The organism is Chitinophaga ginsengisegetis, from assembly GCF_900168065.1.
GTDB classification, from domain to species: Bacteria; Bacteroidota; Bacteroidia; order Chitinophagales; family Chitinophagaceae; genus Chitinophaga; species Chitinophaga ginsengisegetis.
Map to the genome: position 1 here is coordinate 44,070 of NZ_FUZZ01000003.1, position 23,946 is coordinate 68,015.

The following is a 23,946-nucleotide window of genomic DNA, read 5'->3' on the forward strand; positions in this document are numbered from 1 at the left end:
TCAATCATATCCTAATTTAAGATTTAATGCAGGGCTTAACGTAAACTACTCACCAGCAAACGCTTCAGGCTACGCTCAATAATCTCCCCCATCGTTTTACAACGGGAAAATACGGCATCATGATAATATTCCGCCAGCTCATCCCCCAGCTGCTGGATCTTTTCGGGGAAAGAAACGCGGTCGGTCATGATCACATCCCGCAGGTCTTTAATGCGGTGCCGCTGCACTTTAATACGACGGGCAATTACCGCACGTTCTTCCTGCTGATACTGTTTTACTACTTCTGCATTGAGATGTTTAATGGCGAGGTCCACAAATACCCGGTTCTCTTTAAAGTACTGCGGCATATATAAAGTACGCCTGCCTTCGTAAAACTGCTGGTCAAAATCAATGGCGCGGATACGGAACTGTACATCATCAAAATCCGGGGTAATATCAAAAATGAAATTATAGGAACGCATGTCGCCCAGCAGCCGTACAAAGCACCGTTCATTGAACTTTACAAATTCCTTGGCGATACGTTTCGGGTTAAATTCGGGCCTGTTCAGGTAATGCAGAATAAACTGATCGCCCGGCACCCCGGCAATATGTTCTTCCACGAGGGTATTACCATCGATCAGGAAGTTCATCCAGTAGGGAGATAGAATATGCTCCAGTTCCAGGCCGTAAATACGGGAGGCATCGGCAATCTTGATATAAAAATAGTCGTATACTTCGTTGTAATTATTGACAATCTTAATCCGGAAAGGATGGGAATTCCCAAATGTGCAGTAGTCGATCCGCTCAATATGCAGGTGCTCTTCCGCTGTTTGGTCGCCACCGGCCTTCAGAATGGAGTACACCCGCTTTAACCCTGCGTGGATAGATCCTACCATACTCTGGGGATAAAAAACGGTTTCCCACAAAGTATCTTTCCCTTCCTTGTCGTACACCGATATTGCCTGATCATAATACCGCAGCTCCTCGTAAGATATAGGCAGCTTCACTTCCCGCTCATACATTTTAAGGTAATTGCGGAAAGCGGAGTTGATCGGAAAAAATATCTTCTTTCGGGAAATAGTTTGCATAGGATAAATATAGCGGATTTTGTCTTTCTCAGGATTAAACTGATTTTACTGATTTAGGGATTTGATCACTTTTGATTTTAAAAGATTCGGGGAGATATAAGCGGGTATATTCGCTTATATCTCCCCAAATCTTTTAAAAATCTGAAAAACAAAATCAGTAAAATCAGTTTAATCCTGAGAAAGACAAAATCCGCATCGCCGAAGGCGATTTACTTCTTTTTCTTCTTCTTGCCCTTCTCTTCTTTCTGCTCTCTGCAGCATTTCTCCTGGGCGTCTACCACGGCGATGTTCACCATGTTAACAATTTGTCTTACCGTACTGCCCAGCTGGAGGATATGCACCGGCTTCTTCATTCCCAACAGGATAGGACCGATGGCGTCAAATCCGGCCACTTCCTGCAACAGGTTATAAGCGATATTACCAGCGGCCAGGTTAGGGAAGATGAGGGTGTTTACTTCTTCTTCCAGTAACTCCGTGAACGGGTAATTATCTTTCAGAATTTCCTTATTGAAAGCCATTGCTGCCTGGATTTCTCCATCTACAATGAGGGAAGGATCACGTTGTTTTACTATTTCACGGGCTTTGCTCATGGTTTGCGCTTCCGGCGTCTGGCTGCTGCCAAAGTTGGAATACGACAGCATGGCAATGCGCGGCGTCATATTAAAATGCTTTACTTCCTTCGCTACCATCATGGTGATATCCGCCAGTTCTTCCGCCGTAGGGTTGAAGTTGACAGTGGTATCCGCGAGGAACAAAGGTCCGCGTTTGGTTTGGATGATATACATACCGGCTACGCGTTTCGCGCCTTCTTCCATACCGATTACCTGCAGGGCCGGGCGGATGGTATCGGGGTACTTACGGGTCAGGCCGGAAATGAGCGCATCCGCCTCCCCGGTTTCCACCATCATACAGCCAAAGTAGTTACGTTCGCGCATAATTTTACGCGCTTCGTAGAGGTTCAGCCCTTTGCGCTGGCGTTTCTGGAAAAACAGATCTCCAAAGCGGTGACGCATTTCCTTCATCTCTTCACTCTTCGGATCTATGATCACCACATCATCAATTTCGATGGCGTTTTCCAGCATCAGTTCGCGGATACGGGCTTCATTACCCAATAAAATCGGGTAGGCGATGCCTTCGTCATTCACTACCTGTGCGGCTTTCAGCACTTTCAGGTTATCTGCTTCCGCAAACACAACTTTCCTCGGATCGCGGCGGGCTTTGGTACCGATCACCCGGAAGAGCTGATTATCCAGTCCGAGGCGGTGATTCAGTTCATTCCGGTATGCTTCCCAGTCGGTGATGGGGTGATGCGCCACGCCGCTGTCCATTGCTGCTTTAGCTACGGCAGGTGCTACGGTGCTGAGCAGGCGTGGATCCAATGGTTTAGGAATGATATATTTCGGTCCGAAGAAAATATTTCTTTCGTTATAGGCCAGGTTCACGATATCGGGTACCGGCGACTTTGCCATATCGGCCAAAGCCCTTACTGCTGCCAGTTTCATGGCCTCGTTAATCTGTGTGGCTCTCACGTCGAGGGCCCCACGGAAAATGTAAGGGAAACCCAGTACATTGTTCACCTGGTTGGGATAATCGGAACGGCCGGTAGCCATGATAATATCCGGGCGTGCTGCGATGGCTGTTTCATAAGCAATTTCCGGATCGGGGTTTGCCATTGCAAACACGATCGGGCTTTTAGCCATGCTCTTGATCATTTCGGCTGTCACCACATTACCTACAGATAAGCCCAGGAACACATCTGCTCCCTTCATGGCTTCTGCCAGTGATTTAACTTTCGTGCTGGTAGTGAATTGTTTATGTCTGTCGGAAAGATCCTGGCGGTCTTTATTCAATACGCCGTCTTTATCAAACATGATAAAGTTTTCCGGTTTGGCGCCCAGTGCCACATACAGCTTTACACAAGCCATAGCAGCGGCTCCTGCGCCATTTACCACTATTTTTACTTTCTCTATTTTCTTTTTTACCAGTTCCAGTGCATTCAGCAATGCGGCAGAAGAAATGATGGCCGTACCATGCTGGTCATCGTGCATGATCGGAATTTTCAGTTCTTTCCTGAGCCGGTCCTCGATTTCAAAGCACTCCGGACTTTTGATATCTTCCAGGTTGATACCCCCGAAAGTAGGCTCCAGCGCCTTTACAGCGGCCACAAAGGTATCCGGATCTTTTGCATCCAGTTCTATATCAAATACGTCAATATCAGCGAATATTTTAAACAATACTGCTTTCCCTTCCATCACCGGTTTACCGGCTTCAGGGCCAATATCTCCTAAGCCCAATACAGCGGTACCATTGCTGATAACGCCCACCAGGTTGCCTTTCGCGGTATATTTGTAAACGTTTTCTACATCATTGAAAATTTCTTTGCATGGCTCTGCCACTCCGGGAGAGTATGCGAGTGAGAGATCCCATTGTGATTTTGTGTCTTTCGTAGGTATGACTTCTATTTTGCCCGGCCTGCCCTTTGCATGATAATCCAACGCATCCTGCTTATTCAGTTTCTTTGCCATATAAATATAAGATTGTTATTGGGCGTGCAATATACGAAGTATTGAATTAAGGGCAGCCACCCAAATAGTGGGATATCCTCTCATAATTACGCCTGCTAACCATTAAAATTACTTACTTTTACAGCGTTAAACATTCGTAAATATCATGATACAACGCATCCAGAGTCTCTATCTGCTATTGGCTGCCGCCGCGGGCGCTGCTGCTCTGTCTTTCGATTTGTGGAGAGCTACCCTTTCCAATGGCGTAAAACAATCTGTAAACGCTTCCAGCAACTATCTCCTGTTTGTACTGTACATCATTATTATCCTGCTGGCCCTCGTCACTATTTTCCTTTTTAAGAAACGTAAACTGCAGTTCCGGCTGACAATATTTAACATTCTTTTTGGATTCGGAGCGCTGGCATATCAATATTATGTGGTACAGCAAACGGCTAATAAACTGAACACCGGCGGCATTACCATTACCTCGGCGTCTTATTTGCCTGCATCTTTCTTACCTATCGTTGTCATCATACTTTTATTCCTCGCAGCCAGGGGAATTTATAAAGATGAGAAACTGATCAAATCACTGGACAGACTAAGATAATCAGGATACAAGTTCCTCTACATAAAAAAGCCATTGCGTTTACAGATGTAAATGCAATGGCTTTTTAGATGTATATCCCTTATTTCAGGAACTTCCCGGTATAACTTTCTTTTACTTTTTTTAATCCTTCCGGCACGCCGGCATACAGTAAATTACCGCCACCAGCACCCCCTTCAGGCCCAAGATCAATTACCCAGTCGGCACTCCTGATCACATCCAGGTTGTGTTCAATGACCAGTACGGTATGTCCCTGTTCAATAAGGGCATTGAAGGAGTCCAGCAATTTTTTAATATCATGAAAATGCAGGCCGGTGGTAGGTTCATCGAAAATAAACAGGATGTGTCCCTGGGCTTTTCCCTTACCCAGGAAAGACGCCAGCTTCACACGCTGTGCCTCGCCACCACTCAGTGTATCACTGCTTTGTCCGAGTTTTACATATCCCAGTCCCACACTGCTCAACGGGCGTATTTTATTGCACACATCCTTTTCTTCTTTGAAAAAGTCCAGCGCTTCGTCTACTCCCATTTCCAGTACTTCGTAAATATTTTTCCCTTTATAGGTTACTTCGAGTACTTCGTCTTTAAAGCGTTTACCACCGCAGCTTTCGCAGGTAAGATGTACATCTGCCAGGAACTGCATTTCCACAATCACTTCCCCTTCGCCTTTACATGCGTCGCAACGGCCACCATCAACGTTAAAGGAGAAATGTTTTGGCTGGAAGCCGCGCATCTTGCTCAGTGGCTGTTTGGAATACAGATCCCTGATCTCATCATACGCTTTGATATAAGTTACCGGGTTGGAACGCGACGATTTTCCGATTGGGTTCTGGTCAATCATTTCCACCTGTGTAACGTCGTCCAGCGCACCTTTGAGCGCTTTGTGATTTCCTACCCTTTCTGCAAATTCACCTTTCAGCTTCATCAGGGCCGGGTACAGGATTTGTTTAACCAGCGTGGTTTTACCCGATCCGCTCACACCACTGATCACGGTCAATACCTGTAAAGGAAAATCAACGGTAATGTCTTTCAGGTTATGCTGACGGGCGCCTTCAACGGTAATTGCTTTTTTCCATTTACGCACTTTCGCCGGCGGATCAATCGTAAACTGGCCGCTGAGATATTTACCGGTAAGGCTTTTACCATCTTTTAAGATCTGCGGATAGGTGCCTTCAAAAATAACTTCACCGCCCAGGTGACTTGCCAGTGGCCCCATATCGATGATATAGTCGGCTTCCTCCATCATCTGCTCATCATGTTCCACTACCACCACGGTATTACCGAGGTCGCGCAATTCTTTCAGTACCGCAATCAGGCGGTGGGTGTCCCGCGCATGCAGTCCTATGCTGGGCTCATCAAGAATGTACATGGAATTGGTGAGGTTACTTCCCAGGGTGCGGGTAAGCTGAATACGCTGGCTTTCGCCACCACTGAGGGTATTGGCCACACGGTTCAGGGTAAGGTATCCTAAACCTACATCCAGTAAGGTTTTAATCCGGTGATTAATTTCAAGCAGGATACGCTTTCCGATCTGTTGTTCAAACTCATTGAGTCGCAGGTTGTCGAACCATTCCTTCAGGTTAGACACCGGCATATCTACCAGTTCGGCAATACTGCGGTCGCCTACTTTTATATAAAGTGCTTCTTTGCGTAAACGTCCGCCGCCACAATCCGGGCAAACAGTGCGTCCACGGTAGCGGGCCTGTAACACGCGGTATTGCACCTTATACAGGTTTTGTTCCACCATTTTAAAGAACTCGTTCAACCCGTAAAAGTGTTCGTTACCCGTCCAGAGTAATTTCACCTGTTCATCGGTAAGTTCTGCGATGGGCTTATGCACCGGGAAACCAAATTTGCGCGCGGTTTTAATGAGCGCTTCTTTGTATTCGCCCATTTTTTCTCCGCGCCACGGGGCTACGGCGCCTTCAAATACGCTTAACCGTTTGTCGGGGATCACCAGGTCGGCATCGATGCCCAGCACCTGTCCGAAACCTTCACAGGTAGGACATGCGCCATATGGATTATTGAAAGAGAACAGGTTGGGTACCGGTTCTTCAAACTGGATACCATCCAGTTCAAAGCGGTTGGCAAAATGCTGCATCTCCTTACCATCAATTTCCACGTAGCAATCGCCTTCACTTTCATAAAAGGCGGTTTGTACGCTATCGGCTATACGATGTTTATCATCTTCCTCAAAATCCTTTGCTACCAAACGATCTATGAGCACCCATGCATTATCGGGAACCGTTATTTTCTTCTGTTCCAGCAGTTCTTCTATACGTACCAGTCCGGAGCCTTCACTACCGGGCATGTATAAACGGGAAAAGCCTTTCTGCACCAGGATGTTCAGTTCTTCTTTTACCTCTCTTTTGGCATGCCTGCGGAAGGGAGCAAGGAGTAACACTTTTGTGCCATTTTTCAGTTTTGTGATATAATCCACCACATCACTTACTTCATGTTTTTTTACCAGTTTTCCGGAGATGGGGGAATAGGTTTTACCCACCCTTCCATACAGCAACCGCAGATAGTCATAAATTTCCGTCATCGATCCCACGGTAGAACGGGGCGTACGGGTAATCACTTTCTGCTCAATCGCAATCGCGGGACAAATTCCCTTGATGTAGTCTACATCCGGTTTGTTCATCCGCATCAGGAACTGACGGGCATAAGAACTTAAGCTTTCCGCATACCTGCGCTGGCCTTCCGCGTACAGCGTATCCATAGTGAGGGAGGATTTCCCGGAACCGGACACACCAGTAACAACTACCAGCTTACTGCGGGGAATGGAGACGCTTACATTCTTAAGATTATGTACCCTGGCTCCTTTTATGAAAATATGGTCCTGTGGGCTAACTTCCTGAGGATCAATTATGCTTGTTTGTTTCTTTACTTTTGTTGCCATGACAGAACAAATTTAAGGGAAAAGATGTTAGTTCGGCGGCTTGCTTTTTACAGATGTCCGCAATACGCTAAAAGCTAATACCTATGCGCTGAAAGCGATTTTTTATTATTTGTTTTATTGAACTAATCTTTTATATTTGCATAGGACCAGATCTATCTCGCTGGACAATCCAAAAATCATCATTAACTAAAACTGTTCAATATCGCTTAAACTCTACTTAATTAAAACAACCAAACTGGCTGTAAAGTCTGTAATTATTTACTAACCCGCCTAGTTGTAGAAGTTTATGCAAGTAATGTACAAATTGTGCGATGAGCAGTTGATTACCCTCTTTAAAAAGGGGCATTCTTCCGCATTAGAAGAGTTGGTTCACCGTCATAAAGATAAGGTGTTCACTTCTATCCTGTTACTGGTGAAAGATTCATTCCTCGCGGAAGATATTTTCCAGGACACCTTCATTAAGATTATTGACACCATCAGGGCCGAACGTTATACTGAAAAGGGAAAGTTTTTACCCTGGGCAATGCGCATTGCGCATAACCTGTGTGTGGATCATTTCCGGAAGATCAAGCGTACACCAATGATCAGGACCGGAGATGACAAAGACATCTTTGATGTGCTGGGCTTCAGCGACAGCTGTGCAGAAGAAAAGCTCATTACCCGTCAGAGTCATGACCGCGTTCGCAGAATGCTGGACATGCTGCCGGAAGAACAGCGGGAAGTAATTATCCTGCGACACTATGCCGAATTAAGCTTTAAAGAAATTGCCGATCTCACGCAAGTGAGTATCAATACCGCACTAGGTCGGATGCGTTATGGTCTGATCAATCTCCGGAAAATGATGACGGAGAAACAAATCTGTCTATGAGGAACCCTTTTTTTTGCTTGCCAGCAACGAGCGGCCGGATGTAATGTCCGACCGCTCGCTATTTTAGGGAAAGCCTGTTTTTATAAACGTTCAAATATCATAGCAGCGCCCTGCCCTACTCCTACGCACATGGTAGCCAAACCATATTTAGCTCCTTCCCTTCGTTTCATTTCATGCAGCAGCGTAGCCGTAATCCGCGCACCACTACACCCCAGCGGGTGACCAATAGCAATAGCGCCCCCATTTACATTCACGATATCCGGATTTAATGCCAGGTCGCGCATACAGGCGAGCGACTGTGCCGCAAACGCTTCATTCAGTTCAGCCAGGTGCAGCTGGTCCGCCGTGATGCCCGCGCGCAGCAAGGCCTTCTTTGATGCCGGTACCGGGCCTATCCCCATAATTGAAGGATCTACTCCCGCTACAGCCATACTTTTTATTTGCGCCAGCGGCTGAAGATTAAACTGCTTCAATGCCTTTTCAGATACAATTAATACCGCAGCTGCGCCATCGTTGATACCGGAAGAATTACCGGCCGTAACCGAGCCGCCTTTTGCAAATGCAGGACGTAAGCCGGCGAGCTTCTCCAGTGTGGTATCGCGCGGATGTTCATCTTTAGAAAAAATCACCTGCTCTTCTTTATTGGGAGTGATGGGCACCGGGATAATTTCATCCTGCCATTTACCGGCATCCAGGGCTTGCCTGTAAAGCGTTTGACTTCTTAACGCAAAAAGGTCCTGCTCCTCCCGGCCAATATTCCACTGGTTCGCTACATTTTCTGCGGTTTCTCCCATAGAAAAAGGATAATACATATCGGCCAGTTTTTTATTGGTGAAACGCCAGCCAATAGTGGAATCATACATCTCAGTTTTACGGCTGAAAGCACCGTCGGATTTACTCATCACAAAAGGCGCACGGGTCATGCTTTCCACGCCACCGGCCAGGTACACGTCTCCTTCACCACACATCACTGCACGGGCGGCATCCATGATCGCCTGCATACCGGAAGCACATAAACGATTTACAGTATTACCGGCAACAGTTACCGGCAAACCAGCCAGCAATGCGGCCATACGCGCCACATTCCGGTTATCTTCACCGGCCTGGTTGGCAGCGCCGGCAATTACATCTTCTATTACAGCAGGATCGAGAGAAGGATTTCTTTCCATCAACGCCTTCAGCAGATGAGCCAGCAGATCATCCGGGCGGACGGTACTTAATGCGCCCCCGTAACGGCCTATCGGCGTACGCACCGCATCTACAATATATGCAACTTGCATGTGGTTGTTTTGGTTTATATGCAAATAAAACACATCCCGCCAACTCAACCAATAAAACATAACGCCCCTTTTGCACAGAAATTCGCAAAAACCGCCAGATATAACCGGATTCCCGCCTTTCAGTAATTGTTGCTTGACTCCTCCCCTTGCCGGGCCTAGTTTTGCCGCTGTCATTAATTCTATCAAAAAATAACCCCAAAATGAAACACCTAAGTAGCGTGGTGTGGCTGGCAATCTGTTTGCTCAGCACTACACCTGTAATTGTGAAAGCCCAACAACCCGCGGGTGAAAATGAGGCGAACCTCTCCGAACTTTTGTACAGACCCATTAAACCCACTGCCAAAATCATGGAAGGCACGGAACCTTCCCGGCAGGTAGCAACACCCCGTGGCGCCGTAAACGTAAGAAACCTCCGCGCCGCCCCTAAATGGAACCTGGCTGCGGACAACACCACCGCACGGCAAATCAATATCGATAACCTCCAGTTGCTGCCGGACAAAGTGATCACCGTTAAAAAAGTGAACGCACCGCTCTATTGCACGCCTCCGACCGTAACTATCGGCTGCTGCAGCTATTCCATCAAAGATGAAGTAGCCAATAAAAGCCTGATGTACGCCTCTCCCGCAGCGGTGTTCAGCAACGAAAACGATGCACGCACCTTTGCCAGCAGCCTGTCGCCCAAAGTTCCTTTCTTCCTCCCGTATACCAACAGCAAAGTGTATCCGGCAGGCGCCTGGAAGTATGATAACGGCAATGGCCACGGCTCAGTGGATTACCTCAAAACCAGCGACGCCTATGGCCCTGGCATCGATCCAACCTTTGGCGTATACGCTTCCGCCGCCGGAAAAGTAGTAACCGCCATGTGGGACCCGTTCTTCGGAAATGTGGTGATCATAGAACACAAAGCAGCAGACGGAACATCCTATCGCACCGGCTACTTCCACCTCCGTGGCGGTTTTGATCATGATGTGGCGAACGCAAAAGTCATTAAAGTGAATGACCCCAACGACAAAGACGCCCGCGATACCAAGTATAAAAAATTTGCCAACCTGCCCAACCCGTCACAATTACTGTGGGGTACCAACGCCCAAAAGCTGAAAGTAAAAGCAGGAGATTATGTATACGCCGGCCAGCAAATTGCCTGGGCTGGTAACACGGGCTTTGGTGGCGCCGGCTGGGGACTTAACCAGGACGGCACCCCTACCAATCCCAATACCGGCAACAACCACCTGCATTTTATGCTCTGGGTGAAAAGTCCCGGTACTGGCGCCGACTGGATGGAAGTAGATCCCTATGGCGTGTATGCTACTTCAGAAAGCAGCAACAGCTCCTGCTATGAAATAGGCGCCAACGGCGGATTTAACCGCTTCTTTGCACCTTTCTATCCTTCTTTCCACAATGTACCGGTGCAGTATATCACCCAATACTGGGGCTACTATACCGGCATGGGCATGGCACTGCAAACGCTGAGCGTACATAAATCCGGTAACCAGTACCTCGCATCCGGTTCTTTCCAGCAGGGACTTCCCGGCGCCTGGTATTGCCGCATTAACATGAACAGCACCCAGTACCAGCAGTACTTCGACGAATATTATGGCAAAGGATATATTCCCCGGCAGATCTCCGTTACCAACGATAACGCCGGTAATCCATTGTTTACCGCTATCTGGCAGAAAAGAGGCAATGAAAACTTTGCCGCCGTACACAATGCCACAGATGAAGTATACGCCGCCAAATGGAAAACCTACGTGGAACAGCAGAAAATGCGCGTAACCGAGCACGTAGTATACTATGCCGGTGGTAAACGCTACCATGCCGGGGTATTTGGCAGCAGCAATCCCGGAGGGTTTTACATGTATTATGGCATGAATACCAACGACTTTACAAAGAAGTTCGAGGAATTAAATAAAGCAGGTTTGATGACAGTGAATGTAAACATCGAGGAAAACGGGAGCCAGAATAACGTAGGTGGGCTCTGGTGGCCTAAGAACAAGGCGTACTATTCGTATATGAATATGACTCCGTCCGACTACCAGGCTAAGTTCACCGACCTGACGGCCCAGGGATACCGGCTGTTCAGGATCCAGGGATACGACAATTCCTCCCATTTTGCCGCTATCTGGATGAAATAAGCCGAATACGCCTTTATAAGCGGATGCCACAGCTGGAAACGGCTGTGGCATTCAGTTTTAAAGGACATTCTGTCAGTACGCCAATATTACGTATCTTTGCCGTTACTTTCCGACTGCCGTAAGGCAGCCAACTGCTCAATTAATGATAATGAAGTCTGACAATAAAAATATCCGGCATTTAAGTTTACCGGCTTTACAGGAATATTTCGGGTCAATAGGCGAAAAGCCTTTCCGTGCAAAACAGGTATACGAGTGGCTTTGGCTGCGGCATGCCGATAGTTTTGAGGCAATGACCAACCTCTCTAAAGAATTACGACAAAAATTAACGGAGCATTTTTCCCTTCCTGCTGTAAAGGTGGATACCGTACAGCAAAGCAATGATGGTACCATCAAAAGCCGTTTCCGCTTACACGATAATCACCTGGTAGAAGGTGTGCTGATTCCGACCGACAGCCGGCAAACCGCCTGTGTATCCTCACAGGTAGGCTGCAGCCTGAGCTGCAAGTTTTGTGCTACCGGCTACATGGAACGCAAGCGCAACCTCGACTACGATGAAATTTATGATGAAGTGGCGCTGCTGAATAAGCAAGCCCTGGAATCATCCGGCAAGAAGCTGAGCAACATCGTGTTCATGGGCATGGGCGAACCCCTGCTTAACTACAAGAATGTATTACAGGCCATTGAGCGTATCACTTCCCCCGACGGACTGGGCATGTCGCCAAAACGTATTACCGTTTCTACCGCCGGCGTGGCCAAAATGATCCGCCAGCTGGGCGACGATAAAGTACGCTTTAACCTGGCACTGTCTTTACACGCCGCCAATGACAAGAAACGCAGTGAAATTATGCCTATCAACGATTCCAACAACCTCAAGGAATTGATAGACGCGCTGAACTACTTCTACAAGGCTACTGAAAACGAAATTTCTTTCGAATATATCCTCTTCAAAGATTTTAACGACTCAAAAGAAGATGCTGATGAGCTGATTAAAATATACAGGCAGGTTCCCGCTGATCTGGTAAACATCATCGAATACAACCCGATTGATATGGCCCGGTTCCAGAAACCGGACGCCAAAAAAGCAGAAGAGTTCATGGAATATCTTGCCAAAAACCGGGTGAATGCAAGATTGCGTCGCAGCCGTGGTAAAGATATCGATGCGGCATGCGGACAACTCGCCAATAAAGGCTGATACTATAACAATATTCCTATTGGTCATGCACGCATGATCATCAATCAATAATAATTTATGAAGAAAAAACAACCTGCTAAAAAAGGGTTTGGTCCATCAAGGGATAACAAATTTGGTAAAAGCGACAAACCAGCAGGCAACCGCAACCGCTCCTCCGCTGATGGCGAAAGGCCAGGAAGAGCATCTGCAAAAGATAACCGCAGCGCTGACGACAGCTCCTCATCCCGCAGGCCCCGTTTTGGTGGCGAAAGCGCCGGTGATGAAAAACCTGCTTTCCGCAAACGCACTTTCGACAGCAACGGCAGACCGGCCCGCAAAAAAGGACCCGCTACCGATAGCTTTGGAAATGATAAACCTCAACGCGGCAAACGCAGCACCGGCAGCAGCGAAGAGAAACCTCCGTTCAAACGCAGCTTTGGCGAAAAAGGCGAAGAAAAACGTTCTTTCGGCAGAAGTGATGATAAACGCTCTTTTGGTAAAAGCGACGATAAACGCTCTTTCGGCAGAAGCGATGACAAACGCTCCTTCGGCCGGGATGAAAAAGCAGGCGCCCGTAAACGTTTCGACAAAGACGAAAAGCCTTTCCACAAACGCAGCAACGACAACGACTTTAAAGACAAGAAAGATAAACCCGATGGCGAACGCGCTTTCAGCGCTTTCAGAAAAGATGGTGAACGTCCGGAACGTGTACGCAGCTTCGATAAAGAAGAAAGCCGTGAAAGAGCCCCGCGCAAACGTACCTACGGTGCAGGCGCCGCTAAGAAAACGGACGACAACAGCGCTTTTCACTTCCACGGAGAAAAGAAAAAAGGCGGAAAAGAAACACCAAGTGGCTTCAACCGTAAAAAGTTCTTTGATAAAACCAACGAACGCTTCGCCGATAAACAGGATAAAAAAAAAGGCACAAAAGTAAGAGGCGCTAACGATCACGAACATACGAACGAAGGCAAAGAAAGCATATTTGGCCCCGGTGAAATGCCGCTGAACAAATTTGTGGCCCATTGTGGTCTTTGCTCCCGCAGAAAAGCAGTAGACCTGATCAAGGAAGGCAAAGTAACCGTGAATGGCAAAGTGGTAACAGAACCCGCTACCAAAGTAACCAGCAGCGATGTGGTAACTATGCAGGATAAAAAAATTACCCCGACTAAAAACCTGGTATACATTCTCCTGAATAAACCCAAAGGCTACATTACTACCACCGATGATCCGGAAGGCCGCAAAACAGTAATGGACCTGATCCAGGATGCCGCAGAAAACGAAAGGGTATACCCTGTAGGACGCCTTGATCGTAATACCTCCGGCCTGTTGCTGCTCACCAACGATGGTGAACTGGCACAACGCCTGGCTCATCCTAAACACAACATCAAAAAGATTTACCAGGTAGAACTGGATAAACCACTGACTAAAACCGACTTCGAGCAAATCATTGCAGGCGTAACCCTGGAAGATGGTGTGGCCCTGGTAGATGCGCTGGGTTATGTGGATCCGAAAGATAAAAAGCAGGTGGGCATTGAAATTCACAGTGGTAAAAACCGCATTGTCCGCCGCATCTTTGAACACCTGGAATATACAGTGGAAAAACTGGACCGCGTAATGTATGCGGGTCTTACCAAAAAAACACTGAACCGTGGGCAGTGGCGCTTCCTCAATGAGAAAGAAGTAATCCTGCTGAAACACTTTAAAAAATAACTGCCGATTTACGGAATGCGATTATCAGAACATATTATACTCGAAACGCCTGATTTTGTTGTAGTCAACAAGCCTTCAGGAATGCTTACGTTGCCCGACCGTCATGATAATGAGCTTACCTCCCTGATAGCCATCATGAAAAAGGCTTACGGGGAAATATTCACGGTACACCGGCTCGACCGCGAAACCAGTGGCATTATCCTGTTTGCACGCAACGAAGCAGCGCATAAATATTTCTCGCAGCTTTTTGAAAGCAGGGATGTAAAGAAGTTTTACCTCGGACTGGTAAGTGGTCAACCAGTACCTAAGCAGGGCAATGTGAGTGAAGGGATCATGGAACACCCTGTACAAAAGGGTAAGATGGTGACTAACCGTAAGGGTAAGCCATCCTCTACAGATTATGAAGTACTGGAAGAATTTGGCCTTTACAGCCTGGTAAGGATGCAGATCCATACCGGTCGTACCCACCAGATCAGGGTGCATATGAAGTACCTGGGACACCCCATTGCAGTAGATGAATTTTACGGCAGCGCGCAACCGGTGCTGTTATCTTCTATCAAGAAAAAATTCAAGTTAGGCAAACATACAGAAGAAGAGCGGCCATTACTCAGCAGGCTGGCCCTGCATGCGTCTATGCTGATCTTCAAAGACCCTTCCGGCAAGGAATATACGATTGAAGCACCGCTGCCAAAAGATATGAGTGCCCTGTTAACGCAACTACGGAAACACCGTGGTAAGCAGCCGGCAGGCGAAGAATAAAATTAAAAGAGCCGTGTATTGTACACGGCTCTTTTAATTTTATTTTACCAGCTCTGTTATCTTCCCCTGATTGGCTGTTATGGTATGACCGTTTTCAAGATAGATCTTACCATCCCTGTAAACAGCCGGGTAAGTTTTTCCATCTCTGAAATAATTCCCGGGAACCGGGATATCTCCTTCTTTCCCAAGCTTTACCGGTTCTTTAAACCTGTCAATGATCCATTCACCGGTGGAAGGACGAAACACTGCCATTTCTGCTCTGCCATCGCCATCGTAATCACCGGGAACTGGAATGTCGCCGGGGATATGCTTTACCTGCAACGGAATATTACCCAAACTTGTTTGCCATAACGAATTATCCGTACGAAATACGCCTACGTCCAGCATGCCATCTCCGTCATAATCCGCCGGAACGGGAATACCATTTTTATGTCCGAACCGGATGCTGTCCAGGCCATCAAAATACCAGGTAAGCGTAGCTGGGCGGTACACTGCCACCTCTGCAAAACCATCGCCGTCGTAATCTCCGCACACCGGGATATCACCTGCTTGTCCAAGTGTAACTACTTCCCCGCCCTGGAGATAGAATTTACCTTCGGAAGGCCGGAATACAGCTAACTCCGTTTTGCCGTCACCGTTATAATCCGCCGGTGCAGGAATGTCTCCTTCTTTTCCAAACGCTATATCGGGCTGCCCTGCTATCTTCCATACACCACGGGAAAAGAAGGCAATGTCGGTATGCTGGTCATTGTCGTAATCATGATAACGGGCTACGTTGGTATGATGAAACCACGGCAGTGTAAACTCGCTATCTGCATCCTTTTCTTCTTCACCTGTGTAAGGCGAAAAAGTACGTACACTGATCAGGTCTTTCGATTTCGAAAACTTCATCAAACGCATTAACCCATGACCACCATTTGGCCGGCTCTGGTAGTCGGATAAAAACGACCGGATAATATTCCCGGCGTAGCCATCCTGACGATACCCTTCGCCGTTATCGCCCACATGTCCTGATAAGGTTAACATCACGTTAGGGTAACTTTTCAGCCGGTCGAACACACGTTGCGCCTGTTTTGAAAATTTCGGAAAACCCTTCTTGTTAGTACCTGTTGTTTTATTAAAATGAATGATAGAATGACTCACAAGGATCGCCTTCCTGTCGCTGTATTTCTCCAATAGCTGGCTGGCCCATTTGTTCATCCCCTCAATATCTTCCCCATAAGAATCATACTCTAAAAAGATGCTGATAAATTTAATACCACCGGCTTCAAAAAGATCGTAGTGACTATCATTATTATCGCCATAGTGCCCCCCATACCATTTTTTACCCTTAAAATGTTCGATGCCGAAATACTTGTTGTACTGATCTGTTTTACCACTCAGCGGGTATTGACTTTTAGTCTGGTCGTGATTTCCTACGGCCATGCCATACGGAATACCCTGCGGATATCCGGCTTGCGGTTTCTCCAGCAGATACATGGATGCCGCTGCATTGACCCATTGTTGCGGAAATTTTTCACCGTCCTCAGAGATGTCTCCCAGATGGATCACATATCTGATGTTCTCCTTTGCCGCATTTTTTACGATCCACTCCGTTTGTGCAGTAAACATTTCTTTCTTTCCACCATTTTTCTCTGCAGTGTAATACTGGGTATCCGGAATTACGGCAATAGAAAACTCATCTTCTTCTTTTTGTTGTGCATTGCTAAAGCCACCCATCGTTAACAGTAGCAGTATACAAAAGCCTCTTTTCATCATCATGATATGCTGGTTTGAAAACTATTAAAAGTAGCCGGGGTTCTGGATGATCTTTGGATTGAGTCCCACCTCATTCTGAGGTATGGGAAATAACAGGTGATGCTGATCAATCACGTACGCATCTGATGAAAGATATGGCAGTTGTTCCCTGATCTTAACGCCAAAGGCATTGATCACAGATAGCGCCTTACCGCTTCTGAGCAGATCTGTCCAGCGATGGTTTTCAAATGCCAGTTCTACCCTGCGTTCATGAAAAATAGCGGCACGCAGCTGGGCGGGATCTGTATTAGTGAAATCGGCCAACCCTGCTCTTCTCCTTACCCGGTTCAACGGCGTCAGTGCATCGGAAGATTTACCCTGTTCATTTAAGGCTTCTGCCAATAAGAGCAATGCATCAGAAAAACGGTAGATAGGGAAATCATCACCGGAGCCGGTGGGTGATTCCAGCGGAGCATGCAGATACTTTTTTATGTACGGCACACCAATTTTTCCCGTGGCAGGAACGTAATTGATAATGCTTTTTGCGGCTGAATATTTAAAGTAGTTGCTGGCATCATAGGTACCTTCTGCAATGCCGACAGAGGCTTCCAGGCGGTTGTCGCCGGCTTCAAAATCACTGATCAGATCATTGCTGGGCGTATTCCATCCACCTGTGCTGGTATTGTCAATAGAAATACCCGTTAGCAGTTTAGTGTCTTTACTTCTTGGTAAAAAATGAAAAGACAACACATTGGGCGTAGCACCTGTTAATGTACCTCCGAGAAACTGGATTTCAAAAACCGATTCCTTACTATTCTTATTCGCTGGCATAAAGGCATCTGCATAGTTTGCATTAAGATCATAGCCCATAGTCAGCATACTGTTTAGCAGCTTCTCTGCATCTGCCCATTTTTTCTGCGTGGCATACACTTCGGCGAGTAGTATAGTCGCTGATCCTTTGGTGGCCTCTCCTGTTTGCGGGAACTTTGCTGGTGGCGCCAGTTCAGCGATAGCATCCTGTGCATCCGCAATGATCCGGGCATATACTTCTGCTTCGGTGGCACGGGCCTTAAATGCCTCATCTGCCGTAGTCACTTCTTTTATAAACAGAGGAACACCTCCGTATAAACGCACGAGTTTAAAGTAGTTGAGCGCCCTTAAAAATTTGGCCTGTCCATCGAGGTTTGCTTTTACTTCGTTGTTAAGATCAGCGCCTTTCAATCTTTCGATAATGATATTACAACGCGAGATGCCGGTGTAACTATGTTGCCAGGTGGCCGCTACATAAGCATTGGTAGAGGTATTGATAAAGTCGGAAATGTTTTCACGTTCCACAATAGAAGTACCCCTGTTACCTGGTATAGCCTGATAAATGGTGTTATCAGAGTGCATTTCTGAAGTAAAATAATCATTCACCAGCACATCCCGGAGAGGTGCATAGGCGGCCACTACAGCCGATCTGAATTGTTGCTCCGTTTTATAAAATACGTCGTCGGTATATGCATCTTCAGGCGACCGTTCGATAAAATCCTTGCTGCAGGATATTGTCACTGCACACAAAAGGATCATCACTGTATATAGCTTTTTCATATTTTGTCAGCGTTAAATGATTATTTAAATGTGGTGGTGAATCCAAGAGAAAAGGTTCTTGGTATAGGGTAGGCATTTTCATCTACACCAACACCCGACGTAGGATCAGAGCCGCCCACATTTATTTCCGGATTCATACCTGAATAGCCCGTTAATACAAACGCCTGTTGTATAGATGCAAAGACCCTCAGGTTTTTTATCATCGCGTTTCTTAAAGGCACCGTATATCCAAGTGTTATATTTTTGGCAGTGAGATAAGATCCATCTTCTATCCATTGACTGTTTACCTGTCTTCCCATTGCGGTGGTACCTGATTTGGTACGCGGATAAACGCCCGATCCCGGGTTTTCTTCTGAGCGCCAGCGATCGGCAGCTGCGGCCAGCGGAAGACGGGAACCATCCATGTTGGTTTGATACGCCCATTTAGCCGCGTTCAGGATTTTTCCGCCAACAGAAAAGGTCATGTCAATGTTCAGGTCAAAATTTTTATACCTGAAGTTGTTCACGATACCGCCGGTAAATGTTGGCGTAGGATCGCCAATAAAAGTGCGGTCGTTCACATCATCAATAACGCCATCACCGTTGATGTCCTTCACCTTGATTGTTCCGATATCAGAGTTACCGTTTGGCTTGGCAGTGGTACTTAAATACTTGGGAGAGTTGGCAAGGTCGGCAGCATCTTTATATAATCCTTCAAAAACAAATCCGTAAAACTCACCCAGGTGATGTCCTACCTGCTGACGGTAATAATCTGAACTCACCGTTACATTTCTCCTGATATAACCGGGATCTACAAGGTTGGTAATCAGGTTCCTGTCGAACGATAAAGCCAGGCTGGTATTCCATTTCAGGCTACCGGTAAGATTTTTAGAACTCACAGAAAATTCATGTCCCCACATTTTAAGTTCACCCACATTAAAAATGATTTGGTTAAACCCGGATGATGTAGGTATGGAGCGTTGCTGAATCAGTCCATCCGTTAATTTGCGGTAATAATCGTAGGTAAAAGTGAGGCGGTTATCCAATACGCCCAGCTCCAGACCGATGTCGAACTGCTTGTTGCGCTCCCATCTCAAATCCTTATTAGGCAGCCGGTTGATGGTTTGTCCCTGGGTGATTACGTTATTAAAGTTGTAGTAATAAGTGCCGATAGTGGCCTGTGGATCATAGTTACCGGCGAAGAAGTTATTACCTGTGATCCCGTAACTGGCCCGTAGTTTAAGGAAGTTAACGCCTTTTACATTCTTCATAAATGATTCATCGCTAACGATCCAGCCCGCAGCTACTGACGGGAAGCTGCCCCACTGTGTATTCTCTCCGAATTTTGAGGAGCCATCGCGTCTGAGTGCTGCAGACAAAAGATACTTCCCTTTATAATTATAATTCACCCGGCCTATGGTCGACAATAATGAATAGGATCCCGCACCACTGCTACCGGTAACACTGGTGGCGGCACCGAGGTATTCAATATCATCACTGGTGAAACCGAGACCTGTCAGTGTGTTATTATAGGTGCTGAATTCCTGCGCCGAGTAGCCTACCAATGCCTCTATATTATGATCTTTAAAGAAGGTTCTGTTATACACCAGGTTTCCCTCTGCGGTCCATGAGCCGTTATCAACTGCCGAGCTGGTTCCCGTGGTTTGTCCCTGTGTGCCAGTAACCAAACCCGACTGGAAATACTTGCGTGTTTCAGCGCCTTTATCTGCCGCCAGATTGCCCTTGATGCTTAATCCCGGCAGGAATTCATAGTTCAGGTAAATGTTACCGAGTATGCGGGTTGTTTTATAATCGTCGTTGGTTAATTCATAAGTAGCGAGTGGATTGATATAGGCCACCATACCTGGAGAAGAAACGTTGCGCGTGTAGGAACCATCTGCATTATAAGGACTTACCAATGGACTGGCCTCGAAGAACCTTTCAAAGTATCCGCCCACACCGTCACTATTCAACCTGTTGTTATGATCCATCCGGTAACTCGGCGCCAGGTTGAAACCTATTTTGAGCTTATTGTTTTCGGTGGTAAAATCCTGGTTAAAACGCATTGAATATAACTTGGTGCCGGTATTGATCAATACACCTTGTTGCTCCTGGTAGCCTGCTATTACGGTAGATGAAGAGTGTTCACGCGCCGTTCGCACGGTGAGGTCATAGCTTTGAATAGGCGCCGTTCTGGTTAGCAATTTAAACCAGTTGGTGCCTTCTCCATACTGCTCCGGGTTGTCGTAAGCGGCGTGATAATCGGCAGAAACGGAATAGCCGGGTTCATACTTCAATCCATCTTCTGCACGCTCTTTCATGAAGGTAGCAAACTCTCTTGCAGTCATCATCTTCGGCAGTTTACCGGTAGGGATCTTCTGCAAACCGTAGTAGCTGGAGAATTCAATTTTTGCGTCGCCTGGCTTTGCATGTTTGGTGGTAATGAGTACTACACCGTTTGCGGCTCTTGATCCATACAATGCAGTGGCGGATGCGTCTTTAAGAAAACTATAGCTTTCTATTTCTGCAGGATTGATGTTATTGATACTTCCTGTAATGGGGTTACCATCAATTACAAAAAGCGGTTGATTGCTTGAGTAAAAAGATGCTGCGCCCCGGATAATAAACCCCATACCGCGCCCGGGCTGGCCGCTGGTTTGGGATACCTGAACGCCGGCTACTTTTCCCTGCAACTGCTGGGCAAACTGGGTTACCGGCATGTCCTGCAAAGACGACGCATCAACGGTTGCAATTGAGCCTGTAATTTCGCGGCTTTTCTGCTTACCATAACTCACCACTACTTCTGTCAGTTTGTTATCGGCCAGCTGCATGGAAAAATCAAGCGAGGTGGTTTTTCCTTCTTTTATAACAACATTATTCGATTTCTGCGACCTGAAAGAAACGTAAGTTACTTCAAGTGTATAGTTGCCTGGTTTAAGGTTGAATGTGTAATCGCCGTTAGCGTCACTTTGAACAACCTGGCCGGTTTCCAGCGCCCTGATTGTTGCGCCGGGCAAAGGCGCGCCTTTTTCGTCCACCACTCTTCCTGATAATTTACCGGGCGCTTGTGGAACAGGTTTGGTATCAATCACCACATAGCCTTCTACCAGCTTATAGTCGAGATTGGTTGACTCCAACACCTTTTCAATCAGGTATTTTACGGTTGAGTGGTCTGAATCAATAGTGATTTTTTGTTTGAGTCCTGCCAACAACTTTTCCGGCAGTACAAACCTGATTCCGCTCTTTGCCTGAATAGTTAACAGGCTTTCTTTCACGCCGGCGTGATCCAACTTAACAGCAATCACTTTGTCCAGTTGCTGGCCACGGGCGTTTCCGGCCAGCAGTACGCCAATAAAAGTAAGTTGCGCGATTAAAAGTATACATGAACATCTCATCATAAACTTAGTTGTGGGATGTAATCCTTTTTGCATTAATTTTTGTATTAAGGTTGGCCGGCGTCAGCCGGAATCGTTGTTAATTTCCTTTCGCTTTATCCTGTTGCCTCTTATGGGCGTGCAGTTTCACGACATCACATGCGGCGTCCCTATCCAATGATGGACAGCTTTTTTTTAATACATATCGTTTGTTTATTTTAAGATTAGCGAATAACGATTTCCCCGTTTTTCATTTCGTAGCTGAAATGGCCTGCTGCGGCCAGCACGTTCAATATCTTATCTATTGGCACCCTGGCGTCCAGTGTCAGCGTCATTTTTTCCGCTGATTTTGTGTGTTGTTTAAAAGTGATTTTCACATTGTACCACCGCTGCAATACCTCTGCAATATCATTGAGCGAAGCATTGTTGAATGTTAACCGGGCTTCCTTCAGGTCCTGTACTTCTTCCGGATCAACTGTTTCTCTTTTAATTTCACCGTGATCAAACAGCACTTTTTGCCCTGGCGTTAAAACGGCCAGTGATCTGGAAAAATCGGTGCCTACCTGGTCCACCTTTACTTTCCCGGTAGCTACTTCCACCAGTAAGGGTTTATTTTTAAATGCTTCTATTTTAAAAGAAGTCCCTAATACTTTGGTTTGCACATCGCCGGTATGAACGGTGAACGGCTTATGCTTCTCTTTCGTTACTTCAAAAAAAGCTTCTCCATACAGATAGATATCCCTGGTATCTCCGGAAAAATTCTCAGGATATTTCAAACGGCTGCCTGCGCCCAGGTATACCACGCTGCTATCAGAAAGAATTATTTTTGACCGCTGCCCGTTTGGGTTGTTGCTTTCCACAAAAGCCACCTGTGTTCCTCTTTTATTACTTAAATAACTGATGGTATAAATACCCATAGCTGTCAGGATCAGGCCAATCCAGATGGCAGCATGCCGCAGGTGTAATAAGCTCCTCCTACGCGCAATATTCACATGCCCTATCCTTTCCTGCATGGATTTTTTCAACTCCTGCTGCCGGGGATGAACAGATTTGTCGTTCTCAAATACGATCCAGTCTTTACCAGCATTTGCAGACAGGATGTCCTCCAACAATTTTTCTGATGCAGGATCTTTCAGAAACAGGTTTACCAGTCGCTCCTCCTCGGCCGAACATTTGCCTGCTAAAAATTTCTCAATTAATTCCCGGTTTATTTGTCTTGACATGCTGGTTTAACAGAGCATAAAAGGTCCCTGTTAATCATATAGGGACAAAAAAGAAGACGAAGGGCTATCCGATGTTGAAGAAAAAACAGAAACATAATTTACCGGGGGACCGGGGTGTTATTATATGTAAAATAATTACCCTGTATGGGGTATAAAAAAGGGGGGTAAGTGTATTGGGAGTGTATGGGAAGTGTATGGTGAGTGTATGGTGAGTGTATGGGAACAGTATGGGGAGTGTATGGGGAGTGTATGGGAACAGTATAGGGACTGTATAGGAACTGTATGGGGAATACGACACATACACGACTCCTAAGTATCCGAGAAGTATCAGAGAAGTATGGGAGAAGTATACAGGAAGTAATGACAACCGCCTGCTTAAATATTATTTTTAATATATTATGAATGCAGAAAAAGCAGTAGAAATCCTGTGAGCGCCGGCAACACTGTATCGCTATGGTTATTGAGCTGCTTTCTGAAATGATTCAGGGAGAATTTAATATGGTTCTTAACGGTATTAATAGAAATATTGAGGTCGTTGGCAATTTCGGCGTGGGAGAGATCGCCTTCCCTGCTCATTTGAAATACAATTTTACGCTGGGGGCTTAATGAATCAAGATGGAAATGATATTTTGCTTCCAGTTCCCTGGTGTCCAGTTGGTGGTCGGCCGGGGTAGCCACAAAGGAAAGGTTATTCTCAATAAATTCTATCGGGGCTATGGAAACGGCTTTTTTACGGATCGCCTTGATGGTGGCGTTTTTGGCTGCTCTGAAGATATATGGTTTAAACTCGCCTTCTATCTGTAGTGTATGTCTTTTATCCCATATCCACATCATCAGGTCCATGATGGCTTCTTCTGCAAAGTATTCATCCTTCACATAGCCAAGTGCGTAGTTATACAATCTTCCAAAATAGCGATCAAATAAAGTATTAAATGCTTTGAGATTGTTTTTGGTACATTCTTCCAGTAGCTGCTTATCTGATAGTAAACGATATTCCATAAAAATGGATTGAATGTATTTTTCAGCAAAACTAGAGACCAGAGTTT

Annotated in this window: 15 protein-coding genes; 6 read left to right on the plus strand and 9 right to left on the minus strand. The window is 46.3% G+C overall.

Annotation, left to right across the window (positions count from 1 at the left end):
• Positions 1-35 precede the first annotated feature (35 nt).
• Both B5Z18_RS18730 and B5Z18_RS33080 read right to left on the minus strand, forming a co-directional pair.
• A complete protein-coding gene (locus B5Z18_RS18730; protein ID WP_079471033.1) occupies positions 36-1,067 on the minus strand; it encodes a hypothetical protein in 1,032 nt (343 codons plus the stop codon).
• Between the two features lie 209 nt (positions 1,068-1,276).
• Positions 1,277-3,592, minus strand: coding sequence for an NADP-dependent malic enzyme (locus tag B5Z18_RS33080; RefSeq protein WP_079471034.1), 2,316 nt, complete (start codon positions 3,590-3,592; stop codon positions 1,277-1,279).
• A 145-nt stretch (positions 3,593-3,737) separates the two neighbouring features.
• Here B5Z18_RS33080 and B5Z18_RS18740 point away from each other — a divergent pair, with 145 nt between their 5' ends.
• A complete protein-coding gene (locus tag B5Z18_RS18740) occupies positions 3,738-4,178 on the plus strand; it encodes a DUF4293 domain-containing protein (RefSeq protein ID WP_079471035.1) in 441 nt (146 codons plus the stop codon).
• A 79-nt stretch (positions 4,179-4,257) separates the two neighbouring features.
• Here the strand turns inward: B5Z18_RS18740 and uvrA are convergent, their stop codons facing one another.
• A complete protein-coding gene (gene uvrA / locus B5Z18_RS18745) occupies positions 4,258-7,077 on the minus strand; it encodes an excinuclease ABC subunit UvrA (RefSeq protein WP_200817305.1) in 2,820 nt (939 codons plus the stop codon).
• Positions 7,078-7,363: 286 nt separating this feature from the next.
• Here uvrA and B5Z18_RS18750 point away from each other — a divergent pair, with 286 nt between their 5' ends.
• A complete protein-coding gene (locus B5Z18_RS18750; RefSeq protein WP_235015960.1) occupies positions 7,364-7,945 on the plus strand; it encodes an RNA polymerase sigma factor in 582 nt (193 codons plus the stop codon).
• A gap of 80 nt (positions 7,946-8,025) precedes the next feature.
• Here the strand turns inward: B5Z18_RS18750 and B5Z18_RS18755 are convergent, their stop codons facing one another.
• Positions 8,026-9,225: a thiolase family protein gene (locus B5Z18_RS18755; RefSeq protein WP_079471750.1), complete on the minus strand. Its 1,200-nt coding sequence runs from the start codon at positions 9,223-9,225 to the stop codon at positions 8,026-8,028.
• Between the two features lie 200 nt (positions 9,226-9,425).
• Here B5Z18_RS18755 and B5Z18_RS18760 point away from each other — a divergent pair, with 200 nt between their 5' ends.
• The 4 genes from B5Z18_RS18760 to B5Z18_RS18775 all read left to right on the plus strand — a co-directional run bounded on the left by B5Z18_RS18760 (position 9,426) and on the right by B5Z18_RS18775 (position 14,997).
• The gene (locus B5Z18_RS18760) at positions 9,426-11,357 is read left to right on the plus strand and encodes a M23 family metallopeptidase (RefSeq protein WP_079471036.1); all 1,932 of its coding nucleotides are present in this window, start codon (positions 9,426-9,428) and stop codon (positions 11,355-11,357) included.
• Positions 11,358-11,505: 148 nt separating this feature from the next.
• Positions 11,506-12,549, plus strand: coding sequence for a dual-specificity RNA methyltransferase RlmN (gene rlmN, locus B5Z18_RS18765; RefSeq protein WP_079471037.1), 1,044 nt, complete (start codon positions 11,506-11,508; stop codon positions 12,547-12,549).
• A 57-nt stretch (positions 12,550-12,606) separates the two neighbouring features.
• Entirely contained in the window at positions 12,607-14,238 is a 1,632-nt protein-coding gene (locus tag B5Z18_RS32825) for a pseudouridine synthase (RefSeq protein ID WP_235015961.1), read from the plus strand.
• Positions 14,239-14,253: 15 nt separating this feature from the next.
• Positions 14,254-14,997: an RluA family pseudouridine synthase gene (locus B5Z18_RS18775; protein ID WP_079471038.1), complete on the plus strand. Its 744-nt coding sequence runs from the start codon at positions 14,254-14,256 to the stop codon at positions 14,995-14,997.
• A 39-nt stretch (positions 14,998-15,036) separates the two neighbouring features.
• Here B5Z18_RS18775 and B5Z18_RS18780 read toward each other — a convergent pair whose 3' ends face one another.
• The 5 genes from B5Z18_RS18780 to B5Z18_RS18800 form a co-directional block, all read right to left on the minus strand.
• Complete coding sequence (locus B5Z18_RS18780; protein WP_143313643.1) at positions 15,037-16,758, minus strand: metallophosphoesterase; 1,722 nt, start codon at positions 16,756-16,758, stop codon at positions 15,037-15,039.
• A 21-nt stretch (positions 16,759-16,779) separates the two neighbouring features.
• Positions 16,780-18,324 carry a RagB/SusD family nutrient uptake outer membrane protein gene (locus tag B5Z18_RS18785; protein ID WP_079471040.1) on the minus strand — a complete coding sequence of 515 codons (1,545 nt, stop codon included), beginning with the start codon at positions 18,322-18,324 and terminating at the stop codon, positions 16,780-16,782.
• Between the two features lie 20 nt (positions 18,325-18,344).
• Complete coding sequence (locus B5Z18_RS18790) at positions 18,345-21,701, minus strand: SusC/RagA family TonB-linked outer membrane protein (protein ID WP_235015962.1); 3,357 nt, start codon at positions 21,699-21,701, stop codon at positions 18,345-18,347.
• A 200-nt stretch (positions 21,702-21,901) separates the two neighbouring features.
• Positions 21,902-22,900, minus strand: coding sequence for a FecR family protein (locus tag B5Z18_RS18795; RefSeq protein ID WP_079471042.1), 999 nt, complete (start codon positions 22,898-22,900; stop codon positions 21,902-21,904).
• A gap of 396 nt (positions 22,901-23,296) precedes the next feature.
• On the minus strand, positions 23,297-23,899 hold the full coding sequence (locus tag B5Z18_RS18800; RefSeq protein ID WP_079471043.1) for an RNA polymerase sigma-70 factor: 603 nt from the start codon (positions 23,897-23,899) through the stop codon (positions 23,297-23,299).
• Positions 23,900-23,946: the final 47 nt, after the last annotated feature.

Excerpts from the sequence above, each read along its gene's own strand:
- B5Z18_RS18730 (WP_079471033.1), bottom strand. The coding sequence starts at position 1,067 with ATGCAAACTATTTCCCGAAAGAAGATATTTTTTCCGATCAACTCCGCT.
- B5Z18_RS33080 (WP_079471034.1), bottom strand. The coding sequence starts at position 3,592 with ATGGCAAAGAAACTGAATAAGCAGGATGCGTTGGATTATCATGCAAAG.
- B5Z18_RS18740 (WP_079471035.1), top strand. The coding sequence starts at position 3,738 with ATGATACAACGCATCCAGAGTCTCTATCTGCTATTGGCTGCCGCCGCG.
- uvrA (WP_200817305.1), bottom strand. The coding sequence starts at position 7,077 with ATGGCAACAAAAGTAAAGAAACAAACAAGCATAATTGATCCTCAGGAA.
- B5Z18_RS18750 (WP_235015960.1), top strand. The coding sequence starts at position 7,364 with ATGCAAGTAATGTACAAATTGTGCGATGAGCAGTTGATTACCCTCTTT.
- B5Z18_RS18755 (WP_079471750.1), bottom strand. The coding sequence starts at position 9,225 with ATGCAAGTTGCATATATTGTAGATGCGGTGCGTACGCCGATAGGCCGT.
- B5Z18_RS18760 (WP_079471036.1), top strand. The coding sequence starts at position 9,426 with ATGAAACACCTAAGTAGCGTGGTGTGGCTGGCAATCTGTTTGCTCAGC.
- rlmN (WP_079471037.1), top strand. The coding sequence starts at position 11,506 with ATGAAGTCTGACAATAAAAATATCCGGCATTTAAGTTTACCGGCTTTA.
- B5Z18_RS32825 (WP_235015961.1), top strand. The coding sequence starts at position 12,607 with ATGAAGAAAAAACAACCTGCTAAAAAAGGGTTTGGTCCATCAAGGGAT.
- B5Z18_RS18775 (WP_079471038.1), top strand. The coding sequence starts at position 14,254 with ATGCGATTATCAGAACATATTATACTCGAAACGCCTGATTTTGTTGTA.
- B5Z18_RS18780 (WP_143313643.1), bottom strand. The coding sequence starts at position 16,758 with ATGATGATGAAAAGAGGCTTTTGTATACTGCTACTGTTAACGATGGGT.
- B5Z18_RS18785 (WP_079471040.1), bottom strand. The coding sequence starts at position 18,324 with ATGAAAAAGCTATATACAGTGATGATCCTTTTGTGTGCAGTGACAATA.
- B5Z18_RS18790 (WP_235015962.1), bottom strand. The coding sequence starts at position 21,701 with ATGATGAGATGTTCATGTATACTTTTAATCGCGCAACTTACTTTTATT.
- B5Z18_RS18795 (WP_079471042.1), bottom strand. The coding sequence starts at position 22,900 with ATGTCAAGACAAATAAACCGGGAATTAATTGAGAAATTTTTAGCAGGC.
- B5Z18_RS18800 (WP_079471043.1), bottom strand. The coding sequence starts at position 23,899 with ATGGAATATCGTTTACTATCAGATAAGCAGCTACTGGAAGAATGTACC.